Raw genomic sequence first — 22,082 nt, forward strand, 5'->3', positions numbered from 1 at the left:
TGGATTTTGGCTTATGATTGATTGTGGCATACATTGAACAGGCTGTCTAAAATCCAAAATTGGGTATAAATTGATTGAAATTTGACTGAACATCTCTGTTTAATTATCATAAATGATTTTCAACAGAAAGGCAGAAACAAATGACGGCGATTTTGGGTATTTTATTGCTGATTGTATCCATTGCGTATTTAGTTTATTGGGTTAAATCGTTAATTATCATGAAACACGAAGTTGTGTTTTTGATTTTGGGCATTTTCTTATCACCTTTTGCTCAAATTGGTTTTATGCTGACCAAACGCGATACGATTGAAGATGAACAAGCTACTACTTTGAAGCGTTATTTCATGGTATCTGTTGCTTTATTTGTGCTGTATTTTGTGTTTACATTTATGGCATTGAGTCAAGTTGCGGCACAACAAGCGATGTAAATTTGATTTCAATCTATGCAAAAGGCTGCCTGAAACTTTTCAGGCAGCCTTAAATTATTTTTAGGACATCACATAAACAAGCGTTTTGCCAATGGGCTGGCAGGTTCTATACCCATACTTTCCATTTCACGTTGTAAAGTACCAATGTAATCACGCACTTCTTTAAGCCATTCAGTTGAAAGTGGTTGAATTTGGTCATCAACCAAATCCAAGTTTAAATCGCCTGATAATTTAACTGCCAAACTCATAAATTGGTTGAAATTTTTTTCTCCTGTGGGTACTCGTGTGATGTCAAACAGCATACTGAAGCCTTTATAGGCTTGGCTGGACAATAAGGCTTCGGTAAACGCGCTACCGTCTAATGCCACAATACTGTATCGTGTATCACCGTTTTCCGCAGCATAAGTGAATGTGCCGTCTGTTTGCAATGCAAAACCGTAGCGTTCCAAAGCTTGACGCAATTCCACGCCCAAAACACCTGTACGCGATACCAAATGAATGGCAATGGTTTGGTCTACACGTGCGCACAATTCGTCTAATTTAACGGCTTGTGCCAAAAATTCGGTTGGGTCTTCTACTGCGGCACGACCGTCCATCTTTTCGGCAAATTGATGCACTTGGGCAGCAAAATGGCGCAATTCATCAATCGCCACTAAACCATTACGGCTGATGCTTTGCAAACCAATGACAAAGGCTTGATAAGCCACACCTGGAATGGGTTCGGCAGCCTGAAAACGCCCATCTAGGGTGCAAGCGACCATTTGGAAACGGTGTTTACCCGATAAACGCGGCACAACTTGTAATTCTTTGGCTTCATACAAACCAATATAAGCCATATAATCAAAGCGTTTATCAAACCATTGCAAATCGGTACATGCCAAATCGTTTAAATCCAATAAGGTGCGACGTTTGTCGCTGCTTTCGGTAAAACGTTTTTCGTATTTTAAAGCAGTGGCATCGGGGGCAGTCAATTCAAAATCTGGCGTTTCTGCTGCATTGATGACAATGTGGTCTTCAATTGTTTCTGCTTCTGCTGTATCCTGATGTTCAAGCCGCCTGAATGACGATGCTTCAGTAACTTCAATCAATTCAGCCACTTCATGATGTGATGGCTCTGGTTGCATTTTGTTGGCATCTTCAACAGAAACGATTGTGTTTTGTTCTGATTCGGGCTGTTGTGGTGCAATGTGTTCGTCAAACAATGAAGGGATAGCACTTGTTTGAATGGGCGCACGGTGCAGTTTTTCGCCAGTATCTGCACCAAAAAATTGTCCATCGCGCACCGATGCAGTTTTCACTTCCATTAACACATCTTGGTCGGCATGACCAAATTGGCGGCGGATTTTTTTACGGTATTGATTTTCTTGATACATATTGTAGCCTGCCACCACAATCAATACGAGCAGCAGCACCACAATTAAAGTCAGGAAATTCGGATTCATAAGGTGTTCCGTAGGTTTGTGGCTGCCTGAAAACTGGATTGCCCTTTTCAGGCAGCCTTTAATTCTGTGAAATAAAGCAATTATAGCTTAATTCAGGCGTTTCAGGCAGCTTCAAACGCCGTTTGATTACGGTCAACTGGCAAACCTACTGCTTGCAAATGCGCCCAATCAAAAAAATGCCCTGGGTCAGTTTTGCGTGCTGGGGCGATGTCTTGATGACCCGTGATTGCCGAAATGGGATAATGCTGACATAGGGCAAACAATAAGGTTTCCAATGCATCATATTGCATTTGGGTAAACGGTTCAAAGTCGCAGCCTTCTATTTCTATGCCTATGGAAAAGGCATTGCATTTTTCGCGTCCGTGAAACGAAGACACGCCTGCATGATACGCCATGTCATCACAGGAAACGAATTGCATGATTTCACCATCACGGCGCACAAAAAAATGGCTGGATACGCGCAAATCCACAAGCTGCCTGAAAAAAGGGTGGGCATCGGGATTAATGGTGTTGGTAAACAATCGTTCTATGGCATCGCTGCCATATTCAAAAGGGGGTAAGGAAATATTGTGCAACACAATCAGCGATATTTTTTCGCCTTCTGCACGTGAACAACAATTCGGCGAAACGCGCTGCACCGCGCCTTGCCAGCGACCGTTTTGCCAAATACAAATATCAGGTGAAACAGAAAGGGAAGACTTCATTCAACAACCATAATAAAATAAATATGTGATTTCAGGTAAATACAGTCGTAGAAATGAAAATGCAGTACAAGTCAACAACACCCGCCGTGTGCAAATAGTACATAAGGACGTTGGCAACGCCGTAGTGCTTTTTCAGTTCTGCGACCATACATAAACAGGCTGCCTGAAACCCGTATGCATGTACAATAAGGGTTTCAGGCAGCCTATTGGCTTATTTTTGCACCGAAAGTTTAATCGTTTGTCCTTCACGCACTGCTTTAAACGGTGGTGGTACTTGCATCAACATAGCGTCCCAATCTGCATCGCTCATGGGTACACCCGCCTGATTGAAGATGCCCAAGCTGTCCAATAAAGATTTGGCAACTGTTGCATTCAAACTGTATTGCAGTTTTTCAGGCAGCTTGCGCATGACTTCTTGACTGTTGGCATACTCGCCTGCTGGTACGGTTGCCGCCATATCCAAAGTAGCTTGATTGCCATTTAAGCTGACTTGATTGCCTTTGGATTCAATGCTGAAGCCATCTTTCAACATCAATAAAGCCGATTGCTCCAATTCTTTTTGAACTTCGCTGGGTTTAACGCATTCTTGTCCTTGTCGCTTGTCAAACGCCAACCATTTTTGCAAAGCAGCTTGGCTGATGCCTTTGATGTTCATATTGAATTTGAAATCATTGAATACTTGATTTTGATAACGCAAACTGCCTATGGTGGTTTCAGACAACACATCTGCCACTTTATCCGTACTGTTTTGCGTACTGGTTTGACGCAGGTTTTGCAGTTCAAATGCCATTTTGTCGGCATTCAACAGCAATTTACCCAAAGACACTTCGCCCTTGCCTGTGCCTATGGTTTGATTGAGCGCACCTTCTGATTTTACATCCATGTTTTGCAATAAAAAAATGTCTTTGCCACTGCTTTCTTTCAATGCCACTTCAGGAATGTGAAACACCCAATCGGCTGCCTGAAAACCATCTTGACCACCATTTTTGATGTTTACTGATGCAGTCATATCCGACCAAGTTAATTGACCTTGCCCACTTTCTCGCAAGCTATTGAGCGCGTATTGTCCCGCAGGAATACGGTATTGTACGCTGCCATTGCCCGACCAATTCCATTTGCTACTGGCATCAAGCAAAAAGAACTCTTCTGCCTGTTTTTCAGGCAGTACATAAATTTTGGATTCAATTTGATAACCCGTTAAACCGCGCGAAATGGTGTCTTCACCACGCAATTTAAAATGCACATCAGGCGAGCACAAATCAGGGATAAGGGTTGCCGTCCATTTTGCTGTGCCACCCATTAAACCCATATCGCTTTTGCCTTCAATTTGCATACGTTTATCCTTGATGATGCTGCCATCGTAAAACGCGGCAATTTTCTTGTCGCCATACATCGCCGCACCATACGCACCCACACCTGCAATCAACAAGCCAACCACAACAGCCATTACTGTTTTATTCATGTATTTTGGTCTCCAAAGGTGTTTTTCAGACAGCCTTGTAGTACCCTACATTATTCGGTATTGATAAAAACTACCGTGTACTGCAAAGTAGCCTGAAAACATTAGTCTAAAAAATCGCAATCATAACACCAAAAACCCTATGCTTCACTTCAGGCAGCATAAATTAAAAATTCATTTATATATCAATAATATGAATATAATAAGGGTAAAAATTAACACAATTTATTGTTTTTTTACAACAGTTTTTCTTATAGAATGACAACTTTCAAATTGCTCAAACGGCTTCAAATTTCAACAAACCCGATTATTTTTGATGACGGAACAACATCATGGCAAACAAATTATCCTTTTTCTCTTTGAGCATGAGCTGTTTTTTTCTTGCGGCCTGTTCGCCCAATCCTGAAACCACCGACACATCAAATACACCTTTCCCACAAGCAACGGTGGGGGCATCCATCAGCAGCATTGAAACCAATCCCTTTTTTCAGGGTATGTACCAATCCCTTGAAAAAGTGGGCAAAGAACAGAGTAACCTGAATTTGATGTTGGATCACGCCGCCAATCAACAAGACAAACAAAACACCCAATTAGACAGCATGATTGAACGTGGCGCAAAAGCTTTGGTGGTGAATTTGGCTGATGTGAAATTTGGCGCAGAAATGGTGAAAAAATATTGCGACAAAACAATCCCTGTGGTGTACATCAACCGTTCGCCCAGCGATAAGGCTTTGGCAAGTTGTGAAACCGCTTATTTTGTGGACGGTGATGCAGCGCAAGCGGGTGTGTTGCAAGGTTTACAAGTCTTAAAAGCATTCAAAGCCAATCCGCAATGGGATAAAAACCAAGATGGTAAAATCCAATATGCCATGATTGAGGGCATTCCCAACCACGCAGGTGCTATGGCACGCACCAAGTGGGCTGTCGGTACAATGGAAAACTACCCCAATTTGGGTATGCCCGTAGAACAAGTCTTCCAGGAATATGCCATGTTCCAAGCACAAGCCGCCAAAGATTTGACCACCAAATGGCTCACTCTGCCTGAATTTGCCCGTGTGGAAGTGATTTTGGCAAACAACGACACGATGGCTTTGGGCGCATTGGAAATTTTACAAGCCAACGGTCAAAAAGTCCCCGTTTTTGGCATTGACGGCTCAAAAGTTGCCTTAAACGCACTTCATTCAGGCAGCCTATCGGGTACAGTGTTCAATGATTTTGACGCACAATCACGTACCGCCGTTCGCATGGCAGCCAATTTAGCAGCAGGTAAACCTGTTTTAGAGGGTGTGGCTTATGGAATGGAATACAAAGTGGTGAAAATCCCATATCAAGACATTCACAGCGACAACCTAAACCAATTCATTCAAATTCAACAGTAGCCCTGCTGCACCTACGACAAACAGGTCAAAAATTATGAATGCACATGTTTCCCCCAATCAAGCAAATACCCATAAATATCTTGGACTGACCATTTTGGTGGTATCGTTTTTGGTTTTAACCGTAACCATGTTGGTTACCAACTTTTTTGCCACACGATACTTCACCAAGCAAGCCCAAATTACCACGCTTGCCACGCAACAAGGTGTTGTGATTCAACAGATGTCCAAAAACCTAATGGACACCGATTTGGCAATACGCGCCCAAATTTACGCACTCAATACATCAGATCCCGCTACCCATTTGATTGCACTGGACACACTTTCACAAGACACTTTATACCGCATCAGCGAAATTAACAGCCTAAAAACCGAGTTTGAGCAGTCTTTGCAAACTTTTGAAAAAGGCGGCAAATTGCATGGTACAGAAATTCAGGCAGCCACAGGCAAAGCCGCCGACCACGTTCGCCGCATTCGCGAAATTTGGCAACCTTATTTGGGCTTGATTGAGAATTTCATTGAAGATACCAGCAGCAAACAAATCAATCCCAAAACCAGTGCCTATTTGGTTGATTATACGAGACTTTATAACCAAACTCTGCTCAAAGAAACCCAAGCTCTTGCCGATATTCTGAACGCACGCACCCAATATCAAGCCAATATTTGGCGTACCATTCAACTGGTAGCGGTAGCATTGGCGTTTGTTTTGTTTGGCTGGATTATGTTTGGTACACTGCGCCAACTGACCAAAGGCGACAAATTAATTGCACGCGCCAATCAGGAAATGAGCGAAATCATGGCTTCGGTACGCGAAGGTTTGTTTTTGATTGACCGCCATTTCGTCATCGGCAATCAATATTCCACACACTTGGAAGAACTCATTGGCATCAATAATTTAGCAGGACGCAATTTTCTGGAAATTGCCGAAACACTGCTGCCTGAAAGCGAAATTGAAACCCTGCAAGTGTTTGTGGAACAGCTTTACAGCGAATGGGTGATGGAAGACTTAATTGAAGATTTGAACCCATTACACCGCATCACCATCATCAACGACAACAATCAACCACGTTATTTGGATTTCCGCTTTTTCCGCGTGATGCACGACAACAAAATTGAACGCGTACTGGTAAACGTGGTGGACAGCACCCAAGCGGTATTGTTGCAAGAGAGTTTGGAAGCGCAACAAGAACAAGAAAAACGCGAAATGGAAATGCTCAATACCATTTTGAACACCGACCCTGCCATTTTGCATGGCTTCATTGAAACCACCAAGCAACGCTTAACCGAAGTGAACAACACGCTGAAAAAAGACGAAACCAGCCAAACCGAATTGCGCAATAAAGTGCATTTCATCGGTCGTGTCATACATGGCATCAAAGGCGAGTCTTCGGCACTTAAACTGCGCCGCATGGTAGAGATTTGCCACACATTAGAAGACACTTTGGTTTTTTTACGCAGTCAAAAACAATTAAGTGGTCAAGACTTTTTGGGCTTGGTGGTTTCGCTGGAAGACCTTTACCGTCTCAACGACATTTTGAGCAATTACAGCCAGCGTGTTAGCCCACACGTTGCCCCACATCATGAAGCGAATGCAACGCAATCCAAGCACCAACCCGTTTCAGGCAGCTCCTCGCTTTCGCCTGTTCACGCTCGCTTAACACATTTGCAAAAATTCGTACAAGACATCGCCCAGCGTGAACACAAACAAGCCCGATTAAGCACAGAAGGTTTTGAACACGCCAATTTGAGTGAACAGCAATGGCAACAGGTGCAAGACATTTTGATGCAAATTCTGCGTAACGCTGTGGTGCACGGCATTGAAAAACCCGAAGTGCGCGAAACACGACAAAAATCCACTATAGGCTGCCTGAAAATCACGTTCAGCCAAGATGAAAACGGCTTCCAAATCATCGCCCAAGACGATGGCAACGGCATTGATTTTGATTCAATCCGCCACAAAGCACAGCAATCAGGTCGCTATACCGAAGAACAAATCGCCCAATTCAGTCGCAATCAACTCTTAACCCTGATGATGAGCGATGGTTTCTCCACACTGAACCATGCATCAGAAGATGCAGGCAAAGGTATTGGTATGGGCATTATTAAAGAGACGGTACGCGATATGGGTGGTAAAATCAATATTGCCAGCGCATTCACTCAATACACGCGCTTTACCTTCTCTTTTCCCAAAAAAGCCTAAATCACAACAAATCAAGCTACCGCCTATAAGCGGCAGCCCAAGATTAAAGGAGATTTCATGTACCAACTCATGATAGTAGATGATTCCAATGTCATCAGAAACCGCATTGAACGCAGCAGCAAGCAAATCCAAATGCAAGTTGCCGCCACCGCTGCCAACGGTGAAGATGCCATTGAACTGTATCAAAAACACCGCCCACACTTTGTTACAATGGATTTAACCATGCCTTTAATGGACGGTTTAGAGTGCATACAAAAACTCAAAGCCATAGACCCAAATGTAAATATTTTGGTGGTTTCCGCCATTTCCGACCGCAAAACAGGTTTACGAGCCCTACAATATGGCGCACGCGGCTTCATCTACAAACCGTTTACCGATGACCAACTGATAAGTGCATTGTGCAAATTGGCAGAACACTACCGCCAACATCATAAACCTGCTTAAACATCATGGAAACCTTTACAAGACTCATTTTAATACAGACAACAAGGGCGGATTTCATATCCGCCCTTTTTGCAATGTTGTTATAGTCGTAGAAGTGAAAAAGCAATACAAGGCGACAACGACCGCCGTATACAAGTAGTAATTAAGAACATTGGCAACGCTGTACTATTTGTATTTGAAAAAACTAATAAGTTGTTTGAAATTGACACTCATCTTTCAAAACCCAAATCAAGCTCAAACAACTAAAAACAGTTATAATTACCCACTTTACATTTTTCACTCAAACATCAATACCATGACTGAACAACAAACTGATATTGAAAAAATGCTTGCCATTGCCGTAAACGCTTTGGAAGACATCAAAGCCAAAGACATCATCGTTTTGGACACCAGCAACAAAACCCCTTTATTCGCCCGCATGATTATTGCCAGCGGCGATTCCACACGCCAAGTTAAGGCATTGGCAAATAATGTACGCGTGGCTTTGAAAGAGGCAGGCTTCCCTATTCTTGGCAGCGAAGGTCAAGACAGCGGTGAATGGGCATTGGTGGACGCTGATGATTTATTGGTACACGTTATGCTGCCTGCTGTACGCGACTTTTATGACATTGAAGCCTTGTGGGGTGGCGAAAAACCGTCTTTTCACGCAGGTTCAAACAAACCTTGGCACGCCGCCGATAATTGATTGACTTTACCTTTCAGGCAGCCTGAAACCATGTCCGCCCAACAAATACAGCATCACATTGCCGAATTGATACAAGCCACACAACTGTCTGTTGCCAAACCGCTTTTACAAACCTTACACCACAAAACCGAAACCCAATACGGCACACAAAGTGATGAACATTTACAAACCCTATTGTTGATTGCTTGTTGGCACACTGCTGCAGGCGAATACGAAGCCGCCAAGCCTTTATTGCAAAGGCTTGCCGAATACCCACACTTGACCGATGCCAAAATTGCTTTGGCAAAACTGTATCGTGAATGTGGTGCATACCCAAACGCACAAACCCTGTTACAAGAGCTTTTGCCCAAGCTGCCTGAAAACAGCATTCAATATGCCCAAGCACAAAATGAAATGGGTTTGGTCTTACTCGGTTTAGAACACCCTAATCAGGCTTTAACACAATTTGAACACGCTGCCGCCCTGTTTCAACAACTTTGTGGTGAACACCATCTGCACACCGTACGCGCTTTTCGTAATGTAGCAACGGTTTACCGCATTCAAAGACACCACAAAGAAGCCCTATCGGTACTCAATAGCCTGTTATCCATTAGTGAAAACCTCTACCCCCATTCTCACCCAGAAACCGCCGAAATTTTGGCAGAAATCGCTCAACTTCACGATGAATGCGGCGAACACGCACTGTCTACCCCTTTGTATCAACGTGCCATTGCCATTTTGTCGCAAACTTTGGGCGAACAACACCCTTTATTCGCTCGCCTATTGTGTCGCCACGCCATTCATTTTATGCAGCAAAGGCTGCCTGAAAAAGCCCTGCCTTTATTGCATCAAGCAGCGGTGATTTACCTGAATGTATTTGATGAAACCCACCCCGCCGTACAAAATTTATTGCGTTTTATTGTGATAATGCAGCTGATGTCGGACGGATTTTTCCCCGATGTAGATACGGTCATTCAATAGTTTTCAGGCAGCCTAAACTTTTGTGTCATTCATTTTTAAGGAAGCACCATGCCCATTATGAATTGGTCGCAACTGATGTCCACCGTTCGTTTTCGTCCCAATGAAAACGGTGAAATTCAAATGCCCACACCCAAAGCTGATAAACAAACTGACCCATTTCGCAGCGATTTTCATGTGGATTACGACCGCCTTGTGTTTTCCAATGCCTTTCGGCGATTAGGACGCAAAACCCAAGTTCACCCACTCGCCCGCAATGACCATACCCATAATCGCTTAACCCACAGCGTAGAAGTATCTAGTGTGGGACGCAGTTTAGGCAATAAAGTGGGCGGTATGCTCGCCATCAATGGCAAACTACCTGAACACATCAGCCCTGCTGATTTAGGCATGGTAGTACAAGTAGCATGTTTGGCGCACGATTTAGGCAACCCACCTTTCGGACACACAGGCGAAGATGCCTTGCGTACATGGTTCAGGCAGCCTGAACACGCCGTGTATTTAACATCATTAAACGAAGCCCAACGCAATGATGTACAAACCTATGAAGGCAACGCCCACAGTTTGCGCCAAGTGGTTAATTTGAAAATGTACCGCCATCGTGGTGGTATGCGTTTAACCGCCGCTTCCATTGGTGCCTTACTCAAATACCCATGGACAAGCACCCATCCAAATGGACGCACCAAATTCAATGTTTACCAAACTGAATTACCCTATTTGCGTCATGTTGCCGCAGAATTGGGGTTGCCTGAAATCGCACCCAACACTTGGGCGCGTCACCCACTTTCCTATTTAATGGAAGCCGCAGACGACATTTGTTACGCATTGATGGATTTAGAAGATGCCATAGACTTGGGTTTATTGGACTACCGCGAAGTGGAAAACATCATGTCGCACTTGGTCAGCACAGAAATCACATGGCAAGCACACAATACCCAAGAACGTACCGCCATGATGCGTGGTTTGGCAATTGGTCGCGCCATAGACGATGTTGCCCAAACATTTATGCGCCATCACAATGATTTGCTAGACGGGCAATTCAAAGGCAAAGACCTGCTGGACTTATGCAGCGAAGACGTACAAACCACGCTTGCCGAAGCCAAAAAACTGGCACGCGAACGCATTTACCGCCACCGAAGCAAACTGATACACGAATTAGCAGCTTTCCCTTGTTTGGCTTCCATGCTCAATTTGCTTGTACCCGCTGCCCACGCTTTTTTAAGTGGTCAAAATGTCAGCACACAACAATCGCTGGCTTTGGATTTACTGGACAGCAACCCAATTTTGCCAAGTGACAGTTTGTATCAAGCCTACATGAAAATTTTGGATTACATTGGTGGCATGACCGACAACTACGCCGCCCAAACTGCGCGTGAATTATCGGGTGTGGGCATGGTGTCGTAAGCACAGATTTCCTATCTGACCTTTTCCAATTTATTGATAAATTTATTGATAGAAATAAAACTTTTTATGGTCGTGGGGTGAGTGCTTGCACCCACTATTTCACAAAAATGTAAATGCTGCCTGAAACCCAAATAAGTTTTCAGGCAGCCTTTTATCACGCCACAATATCATCAAAACGAATTATTGAACTTCACCAAACCACTTTTTCAACAATTGCTCGTATGTACCATTGGCTTTTACCGCCGCAAAACCCTCATTGATTTTTTCTACCAATTCAGTATTGCCTTTTTTCACCGCAAAAGCAATATTCTTCGGCTCATCGCCCAAATCAATCAAACGGGTTTTGATGCTCGCATTTTTGGTTTGATAATACTGCAAAATGCGTCTATCGCCCAAAGTACCATCTGCTTTACCTTTATACATTTCACTTAAAGATAGATAGTAACTATCTGCCATAACAGCATTTTTATCTGAACCCGTTAATTCTGTAATTGTATCGATACCTGTTTTACTACCAACATTAATGGCAATTTTTTTGCCTTTAAAATCTGCTGGCGATTGTAAACCATCATTTTCAGGCTTATCCAATACCTTAATTGCACGAGAAAAATTCATATATGGTTTACTAAAATCCATTTTTTCTTGACGCTCTGGCGATACAGATAAAGTGCTTGCCCAAATGGAAAATTGCCCATTATTTAAAGTTGGCACCACTTCACCGCGTTTGGCATCAATAAAATCAACATTGAATTTGGCTTCTTTGGCAATGGCTTGCAACAACTCCACCTCAAATCCCGTTGGCAAACCGCGCTCATCTTTAAACGCGAAAGGTTCGTAACTGAGTTCCGAACCCACCAAATAAGTGGGATAATCGGGATTGCTTTTTTGAGTTTGATTTTCGGCAACAGAAGCCATTTGAGTTTGAGACGCTACAACAGGTGCTTTATTTTGCGTGTTTGATTCAGAACACGCCCCTAACATAAAACCAGTAAACAAAAAAATACTGGCTTTCAGATATTGATTGAAATTCATTTAATTCAAAACCTTTGAAGTTAAAAAAACTTTATATAGTAAATCAAATACAAAATGGGACACTATGTAGGGTGCAATTTGTTGAACCAAATCCATGTTTTATTAGGAAAATGGTGCAACAAGTTGTACCCTACACCTATCCTATTTTTAAGTGAATTAACTATATCATTTCTTAAATCAAAATAGCAAGAAATTAGTGTAAACTCGGGATAATAAAAAATAACCATTTGTTTTAAATATTTATTGTAGATACCATCTACGCCAGTCATTTATTTTCAGGGTATATTCAAGATTATTATTCTGGGTTTACGTTAAATAAAAATACAGCTGTTTAATACAATATTGCCAACGCCCTTTTATGTATTACTTCTAAACAGTCGTCGCTGTCGCCTTGTTTATGTTGATTTTAAACGACCATTATTTTCTGGATAAAACGCCCATTCTGACCTAAAATCCCAACAAATGCAGTAAAACACCAATGTGATTTTCAAATGGTTTATCTAAATTAAACCCTGTTTTTACCATTTCTTTCTCATGGCTGCCTGAAAGGGTTTCAGGCAGCCTACAACAAGGAAAAAGGAAAATTTGATGACTCAAAATGAACTCAAACGTATGGCAGCAGAAAAAGCCGTTGAATTTGTCCCCGAAAACGAATACATCGGTATTGGCACAGGCAGTACTGTGAATTTTTTTGTTGAAGCACTGGGCAAGAGCGACAAACGCATCAAAGGCGCGGTGGCAACTTCACAAAAAACCGCCGAATTGATGGCACAATACGGTATTCCTGAAATTTCTGCCAATGAAGTGTCTCGTCTCGCAGTTTACATTGATGGTGCGGACGAAATTAATCACACTTTACAAATGATTAAGGGCGGCGGTGGCGCACACGTTCCCGAAAAAATCATCGCGGCTTTATCGGAAAAATTCATTTGTATTGCCGATGAAAGCAAATATGTAAGTCGTTTGGGCAAGTTCCCTTTGCCTGTGGAAGTTTTACCTATGGCACGTTCTATGGTGGCACGCGAAATTGTGCGTATGGGTGGGCAACCTGAATTGCGCATTGGCTACAAATCTTTGCATGGCAATGAAATTTTGGACGTTTTGGGTTTGGATTTGTCGCAACCTTTAACAGTGGAACACCAACTTAATGCCATTACGGGTTTGGTGGACAATGGTTTATTTACCCAACACCCTGCTGATTTGCTGATTTTGGCACGCAAAAATGGTATTGAATTAATTAAACCCCATGTTTAAAGCTGCTTTTCAATACACGACAAAAAACTCAAGCTGCCTAAAAAAACGGACACGACATAAAGCGTGTCCATTTTTTAAGCAATCAAATTGCTGTTAATCAACCAGTTTAATTTTGCCACTCATCATTGCTGCATGACCAGGGAAAGTGCAGAAAAATTCAAAATCGCCATCTTTTAATTTGGCAGTATCAAAAGTGATACTGTCTTCTTCGCCACCACCCAACATTTTGGTGTGAGCCACAACACGTTCATCATTGACTTTCAAATAACCGTTTTCGGCTTTGGCTGTCATACCATCGTTTATCACAGCGGTTTTATCGGCAGTTTTGGCGATAACCAAATTGTGTCCCATTGCAGCAACAGGTGCTTTACCTGTGTGTTTCAGCGTAATGGTAAATTGTGCACAGCTTGATTTAATTGCAATTTCTTTGGTATCAAATTGCATATTGTCATTGCTGTTTACCACTACTGCACAATCGCCTGCTGTCGCAGCAACGGGTTCAGATGCAACTTGGTCTTGTGATGCAACAACAGGCATAGGTTCAGATGCAATAACAGGTTCAGAAGCAGGCATTGATGCTTCTGCTGCGGGGGCAGGTGCAGATGGCACAGCAGTTTGTGCAGGTTTGCTTTCACCACCACAAGCTGCCAAAGTTAAAGCTGCTGCGGTAATTAAACCGAGATACAGTTTCATGATTTTCCTTTCCTGATTGATGGAATGTTTACAAAAATGGGTATTATGCGCTTGTTTATCATCATGATGTTTGATATTTATCAATGTATTTTCTTAAATAACTTGATTTTGACAATGAGACAATAAACTTGCAATCATCAAAGCATCATCTGGGCGCGTTAATTTTAAATTGCGACTGTCCCCTTCAACCAAAAGTGGTTGCAAGCCCAATGTTTCTATTGCTGATGCTTCATCAGTAACGTTATTTTTGTCAGCCACCTGCAAAGCGCGTTGCAATAAGGCTGCCTGAAAAAGTTGTGGCGTTTGTGCTTGCCACAATCCTGTGCGTGATACGGTTTCGACACAACATCCATCGCTGTTTTGGCGTTTTAAAGTATCCGCCACAGGTAAAGCCAAAAGTGCACCATCGGGATAATCCGCTGCATCAAGTAAACGGTTTAATGCTGTTTCAGGCAAACAACAGCGTGCGGCATCGTGTACCAAAATACGGTCTTGTTCATTAGCTAAACCACAGTTTAACAAAGCATTTAAACCATTTGCCACCGTTTCAGCACGACTGGCACCGCCCACGCGATACACTGCCGCGTTTTCAGGCAACCTAATCAATACATCAAAATGGGTGTCTTCGGGCGAAATGATGATGGCAATGTATTGAATGCGCGTGCAAGTGGCAAACAAATCCAAAGTATGTTGTAAAACGGTTTTTCCTGCAATTTCAATGTATTGTTTGGGTTTATCTGCACCAAATCGGCTACCCACACCTGCAGCAGGTATTAGAACAATATTGCGTTTTTTCATGTATTTAAGTGATTTTTGTCAATCAAATGAAAAGGGAAACTACCTGAAAATCATTAAACAATACGGTAAATTGAACCACCGCTTTCCTTATCTAAACCGTCTAAATAGGCTTCATGAGCCACCAATTCATTGGCATCAGCACGCACTATTTTCAAATATTCTGGTCGCGTGGTAACGGTATTTTGTATGGCAACTTGTTGTTTTTGTGGTTCAGTTTCTTCAACCAAACTGAATTGTCCACGTGTCATTGCCAAATACACACCGCCCAATAATTCACAGTCAATCAACGCACCGTGTAACACACGGCGACTTCTGTCCACGCCTAAACGCGTACAAAGTGCGTCCAAACTGGCTTTTTGTCCTGGATACATTTCACGCGCCATTGACAAAGTGTCGGTAATTTTGCAAACCGTCCCAATTTCAGGCAGCCCCACACGCGCAAATTCGGCATTCAGAAAGCCTACGTCAAACGGTGCATTATGGATAATCAGTTCCGCACCTTTAAGAAAATCAAAGATTTGCTGCGCTACTTGTGCAAAAACAGGCTTATCTTCTAATTGTGCCAAAGTAATACCATGCACGGCTATGGCTTCTTCGGGAATGTCGCGTTCAGGATGCACATATAGATGCAAATTGTTGTCGGTAAATTGACGATTGACCATTTCCAAGCCCGCAAATTCAATCAAACGGTCGGGATTTTCCGCTGCAAAAGCGTGTAAACCTGTGGTTTCAGTATCCAAAATGATTTGGCGTTGAGTCTCACTCATGATTTTCATCCTGTTATTATTTCAGACAGCATTGTAACGCAAAGGTTGTCTGAAATAATGATTTATCCCCATCTTATTCAAAAACCTTAATTTTATCCACAATGCTTCTTTATTATTTCAAGTTATTTCAATGTGGTTTATCCACAAATTTGTGTTTAAAATAATAGATTGTTTTTTAAAAAAATTTAAACTTTTCCACAACATTGATATTCATTCATTTATCAACCTAATCTATATTTATTTTTTTATTTATTTAATGTAAAAAACAAAAGGGTAAATCTACATTTACCCTTAATTTCACAAAAAACCATTTGATTTTCAGGCTGCCTGTAAAGTTTCTACACCAAAAAATGCATCGGGTAAACTGTGGTTATCAGGAAATGTTACCCATTCATAACTGCTGTCATCTGCCAAAATGGTACGTAATAAAGCATTGTTGATGGCATGACCTGACTTGTAACCTTCAAATGCGCCAATAATTGGGTGCCCCACAATATACAAATCACCAATTGCATCTAAAATTTTGTGGCGCACAAATTCATCGGGATAGCGCAAACCATCGGGGTTTAAGACATCGGTTTCATCAATCACAATGGCATTGGTCAAATTGCCGCCCAAACCCAAATTAGCAGCACGCATCATTTCCACTTCTTGCATGAAACCAAATGTACGTGCTCGGGCAATTTCTTCAATATAGGATTGCCCTGCAAAATCAATTTCAAAAGTGGGTGAGGAACGATTGAAAACAGGGTGGTCAAATTCGATGGTCAAACGTGCTTTAAAACCATCGTAAGGCGTGAATTTCACGGATTTATCGCCTTGTTGTAAAGCAACTTCTTTTAAAATCCGTAAAAAACGTTTTTCAGCGTTTTGTTCCACAATACCTGCATCTTGCAACAAAAAAATAAATGGTAAACTGCTGCCATCCATAATCGGGATTTCGGGTGCATTTAATTCCACCAAAACATTATCCACACCATAAGCAGCAAAAGCAGACATGATGTGTTCAATCGTGCCAACTCGTACGCCATCTTCGGTTACAACGGTAGAGGACAAACGTGTATCATTGATTAGATAAGGCGTAAGGAGAATGGTTTCGCCTTGTTTACCTGATAAATCACTGCGACGAAAGGCAATGCCATGATTTTCAGGTGCGGGGTGTAAAGTGAGCAAAACACGTTCGCCTGAATGCAAACCTACGCCTGTGGCACGCACAGAACGGGTAAGGGTGCGTTGTTTCATGTTGTTTCCTTTTAAAAATTGGTTTTCAGGCAGCATGATACAAGATTTTAGGCAGCCTGAAAGCCTGATTATGGTAATAAACACATTTGATAAAGGTGTTTTATCCACAAATAATGTAATTTATGCTTATTTTATCCTTTTTTGTATTCAGACTACCTCAAACTTAAACACGGTTTTTCAAGATTTGATTTTTCTTTAATTTTATGAGGTTATAGAATTTATCCACAATAAATTGATGTTTTCATCTTAAATCTTCCATTTAATGTTTTAATTTTGTTTTTTATTTTATGGTTGTTTTCAGGCAATTTAAAATAAAAGTAGTTTTTTGTAATCCCAAAGTTTTGGCATAAAATAACTGTACCATTAACCTCAAATAAGGAAACATCATGAGCATTAAAGTTGCTATCAATGGTTTTGGACGCATTGGTCGTTTGGCATTGCGTCAAATTATCAAAACAAAAGACATTGAAGTGGTTGCGGTAAACGATTTAACCCCTGCTGATATGCTGTTGCATTTGTTTCAATACGACAGCACACAAGGTCGTTTTCATGGAGAAGTGGCATTAAATGAAAACAGTTTTACGGTAAATGGTAAAGAAATCAAAGTATTTGCTCACGCCAATCCTGAAACATTACCTTGGAAAGATTTGGGCGTTGATGTGGTTTTGGAATGTACTGGTTTATTTACCAGCAAAGAAAAAGCTGAAGCCCATATTCGTGCTGGTGCACGTAAAGTCGTGATTTCTGCGCCTGGTGGCAATGATGTCAAAACGGTGGTTTATAATGTGAACCATGCTGTTTTAGATGGTAGCGAAACCGTGATTTCTGCTGCATCGTGTACCACCAACTGTTTGGCACCTATGGCAGCAGTATTGCAGCGTGAATTTGGCATTGTACAAGGTTTGATGACCACCATTCATGCTTATACAGGTGACCAAAACACTTTGGATGCACCACATCGCAAAGGTGATAAACGCCGTGCGCGTGCCGCCGCTGTTAATATTGTGCCAAATAGCACAGGTGCTGCCAAAGCCATTGGTTTGGTGATTCCTGAATTAAACGGTAAATTAGATGGTGCAGCACAACGTGTTCCTGTTGCTACTGGTTCTCTGACTGAATTGGTGTGTGTATTGGCAAAAAATGTGGATAAGGAAACTATTAATGCGGCGATGAAAGCGGCTGCCAATGAATCTTTTGGTTATACAGAAGATGAAATTGTGTCATCAGATGTCATCGGTATTGAATTTGGTTCTTTATTTGATGCCACCCAAACCCGTGTGCAAAATGTGGGCGATAAACAGTTGGTCAAAACCGTTGCTTGGTACGACAATGAAATGTCTTACACTTGTCAGTTGATTCGCACTTTAAAATACGTTGCCCAAAAAATGTGATGATTTATGGTCGTTTTAAGCTAATACAGATAAGGCAACAGCGAGCAGCCGTGTATATCCAATGCATCAGAGTATTGCCGTACGGTTTATATTTGAAATGACTGTATCATTAAAAAATAAGCTGCCTGAAACATTTCAGGCAGCCTGAATGAAAGCGGCTCACAGCATGAATATTTATGATTTTACGGTATTGAAAAATGGTATTGAAGTGCCATTGTCGGATTATCGCGACAAAGTTTTGTTGATTGTGAATACTGCCAGTAAATGCGGTTTAACACCACAATACGAAGCCCTGCAACAACTGCATACCCAATACCACAATTTAGGCTTGGAAATTCTCGACTTTCCATGTAATCAGTTTCGCGAACAAGCACCTGAAAATAATGAGGAATATGCCAAAGTTTGTCAAATGAAGTTTGGTACACAATTTCCCATTTTTGACAAAATTGAGGTTAATGGAGTCAATGCCCACCCACTTTATGTTTTCTTAAAACAACAACAGCCAGCAGACCAAGGTGGCACAATATTTCAAGAATTGCTGTTGCGTTTGGTCGCTTTGGGCGAAAAACGCGAAGGAAATGACATCAAATGGAATTTCACCAAATTTTTGATTAACCGTCATGGTGAAGTCATTGCCCGTTTTGCACCCAGTACATCGCCTTTGGGAATGGTTGATGTTGTGGCGGCTCTGCTTTAACTTCACGTAATTTAACATTTCATCACATGAAATCCGCTAAAATGCGACAGCGTTTTGAATTTGATATGTAAACACCAGAGTACAATCAAAATCAAACTGCTGTCGCATTGTTTTCTCAGGCAGCCACAAATAAGGCTGTCTGAAAAAAACATTATGCTAAATTGCATTGTTGTTTCATCCACCAGATAAGCCATCACATTTTGTCTGAAATGTGTTCAGCTAACCCATTTCACATCATGAAAATATTGACCTTTTTCCAACACAAATTACTCTGCCTGCTGTTTTCAGGCAGCCTGTTGTTGTCTGTTGCACATGCTGCACCAGAAGAAGAGGACGCTTTAAATCAGCTTATCCAACAACAACAGCGCACACATCAGAAAGATACAGACGGTTTAGAAGCATTGATAGACCGCAAAATTCAGGAACATGAATCTTCTTCGGCTTCTCGTTCTTCATCGCAACATAATCAGTCTAATGCCCCTCCCAATTCTCATGCTGCCCGTCAGTCCACAAATATTGCAAGCAGCAGCAATACGCCGATTGCCAAAAAAGATGCTGATGAACTCTTATCCAGCGCAATGGGTTTTCTTGGGGTAGCTTACCGTTTTGGTGGCACTTCACCAACAGGTTTTGATTGTAGTGGCTTTATGCAATACATTTTCCGCAAAACTTTTGCCGTGAATTTACCCCGCACATCAGCCGAACAAGCTCAAATGGGTGTACAGGTTAATCGTGCTGATTTACAGCCTGGCGACATGGTGTTTTTCCGTACCTCGGGTAATCGCATTTCCCATGTGGGTATGTATGTGGGCAACAATCGCTTTATCCATGCGCCACGCACAGGTAAAAATATTGAAATTACCAGCTTATCGCATCAATATTGGAATAGCCGTTATGTTACCGCCCGCCGAGTGAAGCGCCATAATGCACAGCAATTCATTAAGTAATAAATCAATTGAGGACATTAAAATGGCACAACCCCCAATGCCAAAATGGTTAAGCGATGATGGTACACCCGTTTCGTGTACCGAAAAAATCAAAGTCATGACACAAAATATGGAAGAATTGTTCCAAACCACGCAAGATGCATTTGAAGATGCTTTGCTTATGGGGTGCAGCGAAAGTCAGTTGCGTGCTTATTTGGTAGAATTGGTTAATGGGGTGGAAAACCCATATGGTCAAAATTAATTTAATGGTTATTTGAAATGAAAATCATACAGTCAATTTCCTTATGTATTTAGGTGTACACAGTAGTTGTAGAAGCGAAAATGTAAAATATAAGGCGTAGCCACAGACAATATAATAAGTAGTACGGTAAGCCAACACCGTAGTGCTTTTTCAATTCTGCGATTTTATTTTAAAAGCCAAGTCATGCGCGACTTGGCTTTTGTATTGGTAATTAGTCGTTTCAAATACAAATTGTACAGCGGTGGGTGTATACGGCTTGCCGCCTTATCCATATTAATTTGAAATAACCATATAATTAGAAAAGAAATTTAAAAATGGCATGTTAAGAGCGGATAACTTACTATTGAATTGGCTGAATTTAGGGACAGTAACAAAAAACCTGATAATTTTAATATTAAAGAAAAGAGCCTAAACAAATGTTTAGGCTCTTAAAATTTGGTGGGTCGTGAGCGATTCGAACGCTCGACCAACGGATTAAAAGTCCGCTGCTCTACCGACTGAGCTAACGACCCGAAAAACATTATTATAGGTAAATGACCTATTCTCGTCAATACTGAATGAGAAAAAAATCTCAAAATAAAGATAATATTTTGTTTTTATTGTATATTAAATATTGAAAATATCTTCAAGCTGCCTAAAACAGCAAAATTAACGATAAATCGCCTTATCCGCAATGTCTTTGCGGAACTGCATGCCGTCAAAATGAATGTGGCTCAAAGCGGCATAGGCTTGCGCTTTGGCTTGCGCCACGCCATCGCCCAAACCCACCACGCACAACACGCGACCGCCATTGGTGATGATTTCGCCCTGTTCATTCAAAGCCGTGCCTGCGTGAAACACTTTGCCCATTTCATTTGCCGCGTCTATGCCTGAAATCACATCGCCTTTTTTCGGTGTGTCGGGATAATTTTGCGCTGCCAACACCACGCCCACAGCGACTTCATCTTTCCATTGTGCGGTGGTTTTGTCCAATTCGCGGTTTAAGGCTGCCTGAATCAAATCCACCAAATCGCTTTGCAAACGGCTCATAATCGGCTGCGTTTCAGGGTCGCCAAAACGACAGTTAAACTCAATGGTGCGCGGTGCGCCAGTTGCGTCTATCATCAAACCTGCGTACAAAAATCCTGTAAATTCATTGCCTTCTGCTTTCATGCCGCGCACGGTGGGCAAGATGATTTCATTCATCACGCGCTCATGCACTTGTGGCGTAACCACTGGTGCGGGGCTGTACGCGCCCATGCCGCCCGTGTTCAAACCCAAGTCATTGTCCAATAAACGTTTGTGGTCTTGGCTGGTCGCCATCGGCAAGACGTTTTCGCCGTCCACCATCACGATGAAACTGGCTTCTTCGCCCGACAAATAATCTTCAATTACCACGCGGCTGCCTGCGTTGCCCATTTTGTTGCCGAGCAACATATCATCAATCGCGGCGTGGGCTTCGTCCAAAGTCATGGCGACAATCACGCCCTTGCCTGCCGCCAAACCGTCTGCTTTGATGACAATCGGTGCGCCTTTTTGGTTCACATAATCGTGGGCTTGTTCGGCATTTTCAAAGGTTTGATACTGCGCGGTGGGAATGCCGTGTCGCGCCATAAACGCTTTGGCGAAATCTTTGGAGCTTTCCAACTGGGCGGCGGCTTGGGTGCAACCGAAAATCGGCAAACCTGCGGCACGGAAATCGTCCACAATGCCAGCCGCGAGCGGTGCTTCGGGGCCTACGAGTGTGAACGCGATTTGCTCATCGCGGCAAAATTGAATCAAATCATCGTGTTGGGTTAAGGCGATATTGTGTAACTTGGGTTCACGCGCCGTGCCAGCGTTGCCCGTTGCCACAAAAACGGTGGACACTTTGGGCGATTGCGCGAGTTTCCATGCAAGGGCGTGTTCGCGTCCGCCGTTGCCGATAACGAGTAATTTCATG

21 protein-coding genes and 1 tRNA gene are annotated in these 22,082 nt (G+C 42.3%); 12 read left to right on the plus strand and 10 right to left on the minus strand.

Going from position 1 to position 22,082, the window contains the following annotated elements; genetic code table 11:
* The first annotated feature begins 140 nt into the window (after window positions 1-140).
* Window positions 141-428 (plus strand): hypothetical protein, encoded by a 288-nt coding sequence (locus Q4B82_RS03870; protein WP_303065108.1) that lies wholly within the window; start codon window positions 141-143, stop codon window positions 426-428.
* A gap of 68 nt (window positions 429-496) precedes the next feature.
* On the opposite strand, the gene Q4B82_RS03875 is transcribed toward Q4B82_RS03870, so the two are convergent.
* The 3 genes from Q4B82_RS03875 to Q4B82_RS03885 all read right to left on the minus strand — a co-directional run bounded on the left by Q4B82_RS03875 (window position 497) and on the right by Q4B82_RS03885 (window position 4,036).
* Window positions 497-1,870 carry a cell division protein ZipA C-terminal FtsZ-binding domain-containing protein gene (locus Q4B82_RS03875; protein WP_303065109.1) on the minus strand — a complete coding sequence of 458 codons (1,374 nt, stop codon included), beginning with the start codon at window positions 1,868-1,870 and terminating at the stop codon, window positions 497-499.
* Between the two features lie 101 nt (window positions 1,871-1,971).
* Entirely contained in the window at window positions 1,972-2,574 is a 603-nt protein-coding gene (gene ampD / locus Q4B82_RS03880; protein WP_303065110.1) for a 1,6-anhydro-N-acetylmuramyl-L-alanine amidase AmpD, read from the minus strand.
* 211 nt (window positions 2,575-2,785) lie between these two features.
* On the minus strand, window positions 2,786-4,036 hold the full coding sequence (locus tag Q4B82_RS03885; RefSeq protein ID WP_303065111.1) for a DUF945 family protein: 1,251 nt from the start codon (window positions 4,034-4,036) through the stop codon (window positions 2,786-2,788).
* A gap of 329 nt (window positions 4,037-4,365) precedes the next feature.
* Here Q4B82_RS03885 and Q4B82_RS03890 point away from each other — a divergent pair, with 329 nt between their 5' ends.
* From Q4B82_RS03890 to Q4B82_RS03915, 6 genes are all read left to right on the plus strand, one after another.
* A complete protein-coding gene (locus tag Q4B82_RS03890; protein ID WP_303065112.1) occupies window positions 4,366-5,412 on the plus strand; it encodes a galactose ABC transporter substrate-binding protein in 1,047 nt (348 codons plus the stop codon).
* Window positions 5,413-5,446: 34 nt separating this feature from the next.
* Window positions 5,447-7,609 carry an ATP-binding protein gene (locus Q4B82_RS03895; RefSeq protein WP_303065113.1) on the plus strand — a complete coding sequence of 721 codons (2,163 nt, stop codon included), beginning with the start codon at window positions 5,447-5,449 and terminating at the stop codon, window positions 7,607-7,609.
* 57 nt (window positions 7,610-7,666) lie between these two features.
* A complete protein-coding gene (locus tag Q4B82_RS03900; protein WP_303065114.1) occupies window positions 7,667-8,053 on the plus strand; it encodes a response regulator in 387 nt (128 codons plus the stop codon).
* 295 nt (window positions 8,054-8,348) lie between these two features.
* Complete coding sequence (rsfS, locus tag Q4B82_RS03905) at window positions 8,349-8,738, plus strand: ribosome silencing factor (RefSeq protein ID WP_303065115.1); 390 nt, start codon at window positions 8,349-8,351, stop codon at window positions 8,736-8,738.
* Between the two features lie 30 nt (window positions 8,739-8,768).
* Window positions 8,769-9,698: a lipopolysaccharide assembly protein LapB gene (locus Q4B82_RS03910; RefSeq protein ID WP_303065116.1), complete on the plus strand. Its 930-nt coding sequence runs from the start codon at window positions 8,769-8,771 to the stop codon at window positions 9,696-9,698.
* Between the two features lie 48 nt (window positions 9,699-9,746).
* A complete protein-coding gene (locus Q4B82_RS03915) occupies window positions 9,747-11,099 on the plus strand; it encodes a deoxyguanosinetriphosphate triphosphohydrolase (protein ID WP_303065117.1) in 1,353 nt (450 codons plus the stop codon).
* Window positions 11,100-11,279: 180 nt separating this feature from the next.
* Here the strand turns inward: Q4B82_RS03915 and Q4B82_RS03920 are convergent, their stop codons facing one another.
* Window positions 11,280-12,131 carry a transporter substrate-binding domain-containing protein gene (locus Q4B82_RS03920; RefSeq protein WP_303065118.1) on the minus strand — a complete coding sequence of 284 codons (852 nt, stop codon included), beginning with the start codon at window positions 12,129-12,131 and terminating at the stop codon, window positions 11,280-11,282.
* A 585-nt stretch (window positions 12,132-12,716) separates the two neighbouring features.
* On the opposite strand from Q4B82_RS03920, the gene rpiA reads away from it, so the two are divergent.
* A complete protein-coding gene (gene rpiA, locus Q4B82_RS03925) occupies window positions 12,717-13,385 on the plus strand; it encodes a ribose-5-phosphate isomerase RpiA (protein ID WP_303065119.1) in 669 nt (222 codons plus the stop codon).
* Between the two features lie 93 nt (window positions 13,386-13,478).
* On the opposite strand, the gene azu is transcribed toward rpiA, so the two are convergent.
* The 4 genes from azu to lpxC all read right to left on the minus strand — a co-directional run bounded on the left by azu (window position 13,479) and on the right by lpxC (window position 16,885).
* Window positions 13,479-14,078: an azurin gene (gene azu, locus Q4B82_RS03930; protein ID WP_303065120.1), complete on the minus strand. Its 600-nt coding sequence runs from the start codon at window positions 14,076-14,078 to the stop codon at window positions 13,479-13,481.
* A 93-nt stretch (window positions 14,079-14,171) separates the two neighbouring features.
* A complete protein-coding gene (ispD, locus tag Q4B82_RS03935) occupies window positions 14,172-14,876 on the minus strand; it encodes a 2-C-methyl-D-erythritol 4-phosphate cytidylyltransferase (protein WP_303065121.1) in 705 nt (234 codons plus the stop codon).
* A 53-nt stretch (window positions 14,877-14,929) separates the two neighbouring features.
* Window positions 14,930-15,643 carry a DNA polymerase III subunit epsilon gene (gene dnaQ, locus Q4B82_RS03940; RefSeq protein ID WP_303065122.1) on the minus strand — a complete coding sequence of 238 codons (714 nt, stop codon included), beginning with the start codon at window positions 15,641-15,643 and terminating at the stop codon, window positions 14,930-14,932.
* Window positions 15,644-15,961: 318 nt separating this feature from the next.
* Window positions 15,962-16,885 (minus strand): UDP-3-O-acyl-N-acetylglucosamine deacetylase, encoded by a 924-nt coding sequence (gene lpxC, locus Q4B82_RS03945; RefSeq protein WP_303065123.1) that lies wholly within the window; start codon window positions 16,883-16,885, stop codon window positions 15,962-15,964.
* Between the two features lie 386 nt (window positions 16,886-17,271).
* Between lpxC and gap the strand changes: the two genes are divergently transcribed.
* The 4 genes from gap to Q4B82_RS03965 all read left to right on the plus strand — a co-directional run bounded on the left by gap (window position 17,272) and on the right by Q4B82_RS03965 (window position 20,161).
* Complete coding sequence (gene gap, locus Q4B82_RS03950; RefSeq protein WP_303065124.1) at window positions 17,272-18,276, plus strand: type I glyceraldehyde-3-phosphate dehydrogenase; 1,005 nt, start codon at window positions 17,272-17,274, stop codon at window positions 18,274-18,276.
* A 166-nt stretch (window positions 18,277-18,442) separates the two neighbouring features.
* Complete coding sequence (locus Q4B82_RS03955) at window positions 18,443-18,973, plus strand: glutathione peroxidase (protein WP_303065130.1); 531 nt, start codon at window positions 18,443-18,445, stop codon at window positions 18,971-18,973.
* A gap of 236 nt (window positions 18,974-19,209) precedes the next feature.
* The gene (locus tag Q4B82_RS03960) at window positions 19,210-19,920 is read left to right on the plus strand and encodes a C40 family peptidase (RefSeq protein WP_303065125.1); all 711 of its coding nucleotides are present in this window, start codon (window positions 19,210-19,212) and stop codon (window positions 19,918-19,920) included.
* A 22-nt stretch (window positions 19,921-19,942) separates the two neighbouring features.
* On the plus strand, window positions 19,943-20,161 hold the full coding sequence (locus Q4B82_RS03965; RefSeq protein ID WP_303065126.1) for a hypothetical protein: 219 nt from the start codon (window positions 19,943-19,945) through the stop codon (window positions 20,159-20,161).
* A gap of 436 nt (window positions 20,162-20,597) precedes the next feature.
* Here Q4B82_RS03965 and Q4B82_RS03970 read toward each other — a convergent pair.
* Window positions 20,598-20,673 (minus strand) — tRNA-Lys (locus Q4B82_RS03970).
* 136 nt (window positions 20,674-20,809) lie between these two features.
* The gene (gene purD, locus Q4B82_RS03975; RefSeq protein WP_303065127.1) at window positions 20,810-22,081 is read right to left on the minus strand and encodes a phosphoribosylamine--glycine ligase; all 1,272 of its coding nucleotides are present in this window, start codon (window positions 22,079-22,081) and stop codon (window positions 20,810-20,812) included.
* Window position 22,082: the final 1 nt, after the last annotated feature.

Origin of the sequence: Alysiella sp., from assembly GCF_030525755.1 — a bacterium.
Taxonomy (GTDB): domain Bacteria; phylum Pseudomonadota; class Gammaproteobacteria; order Burkholderiales; family Neisseriaceae; genus Simonsiella.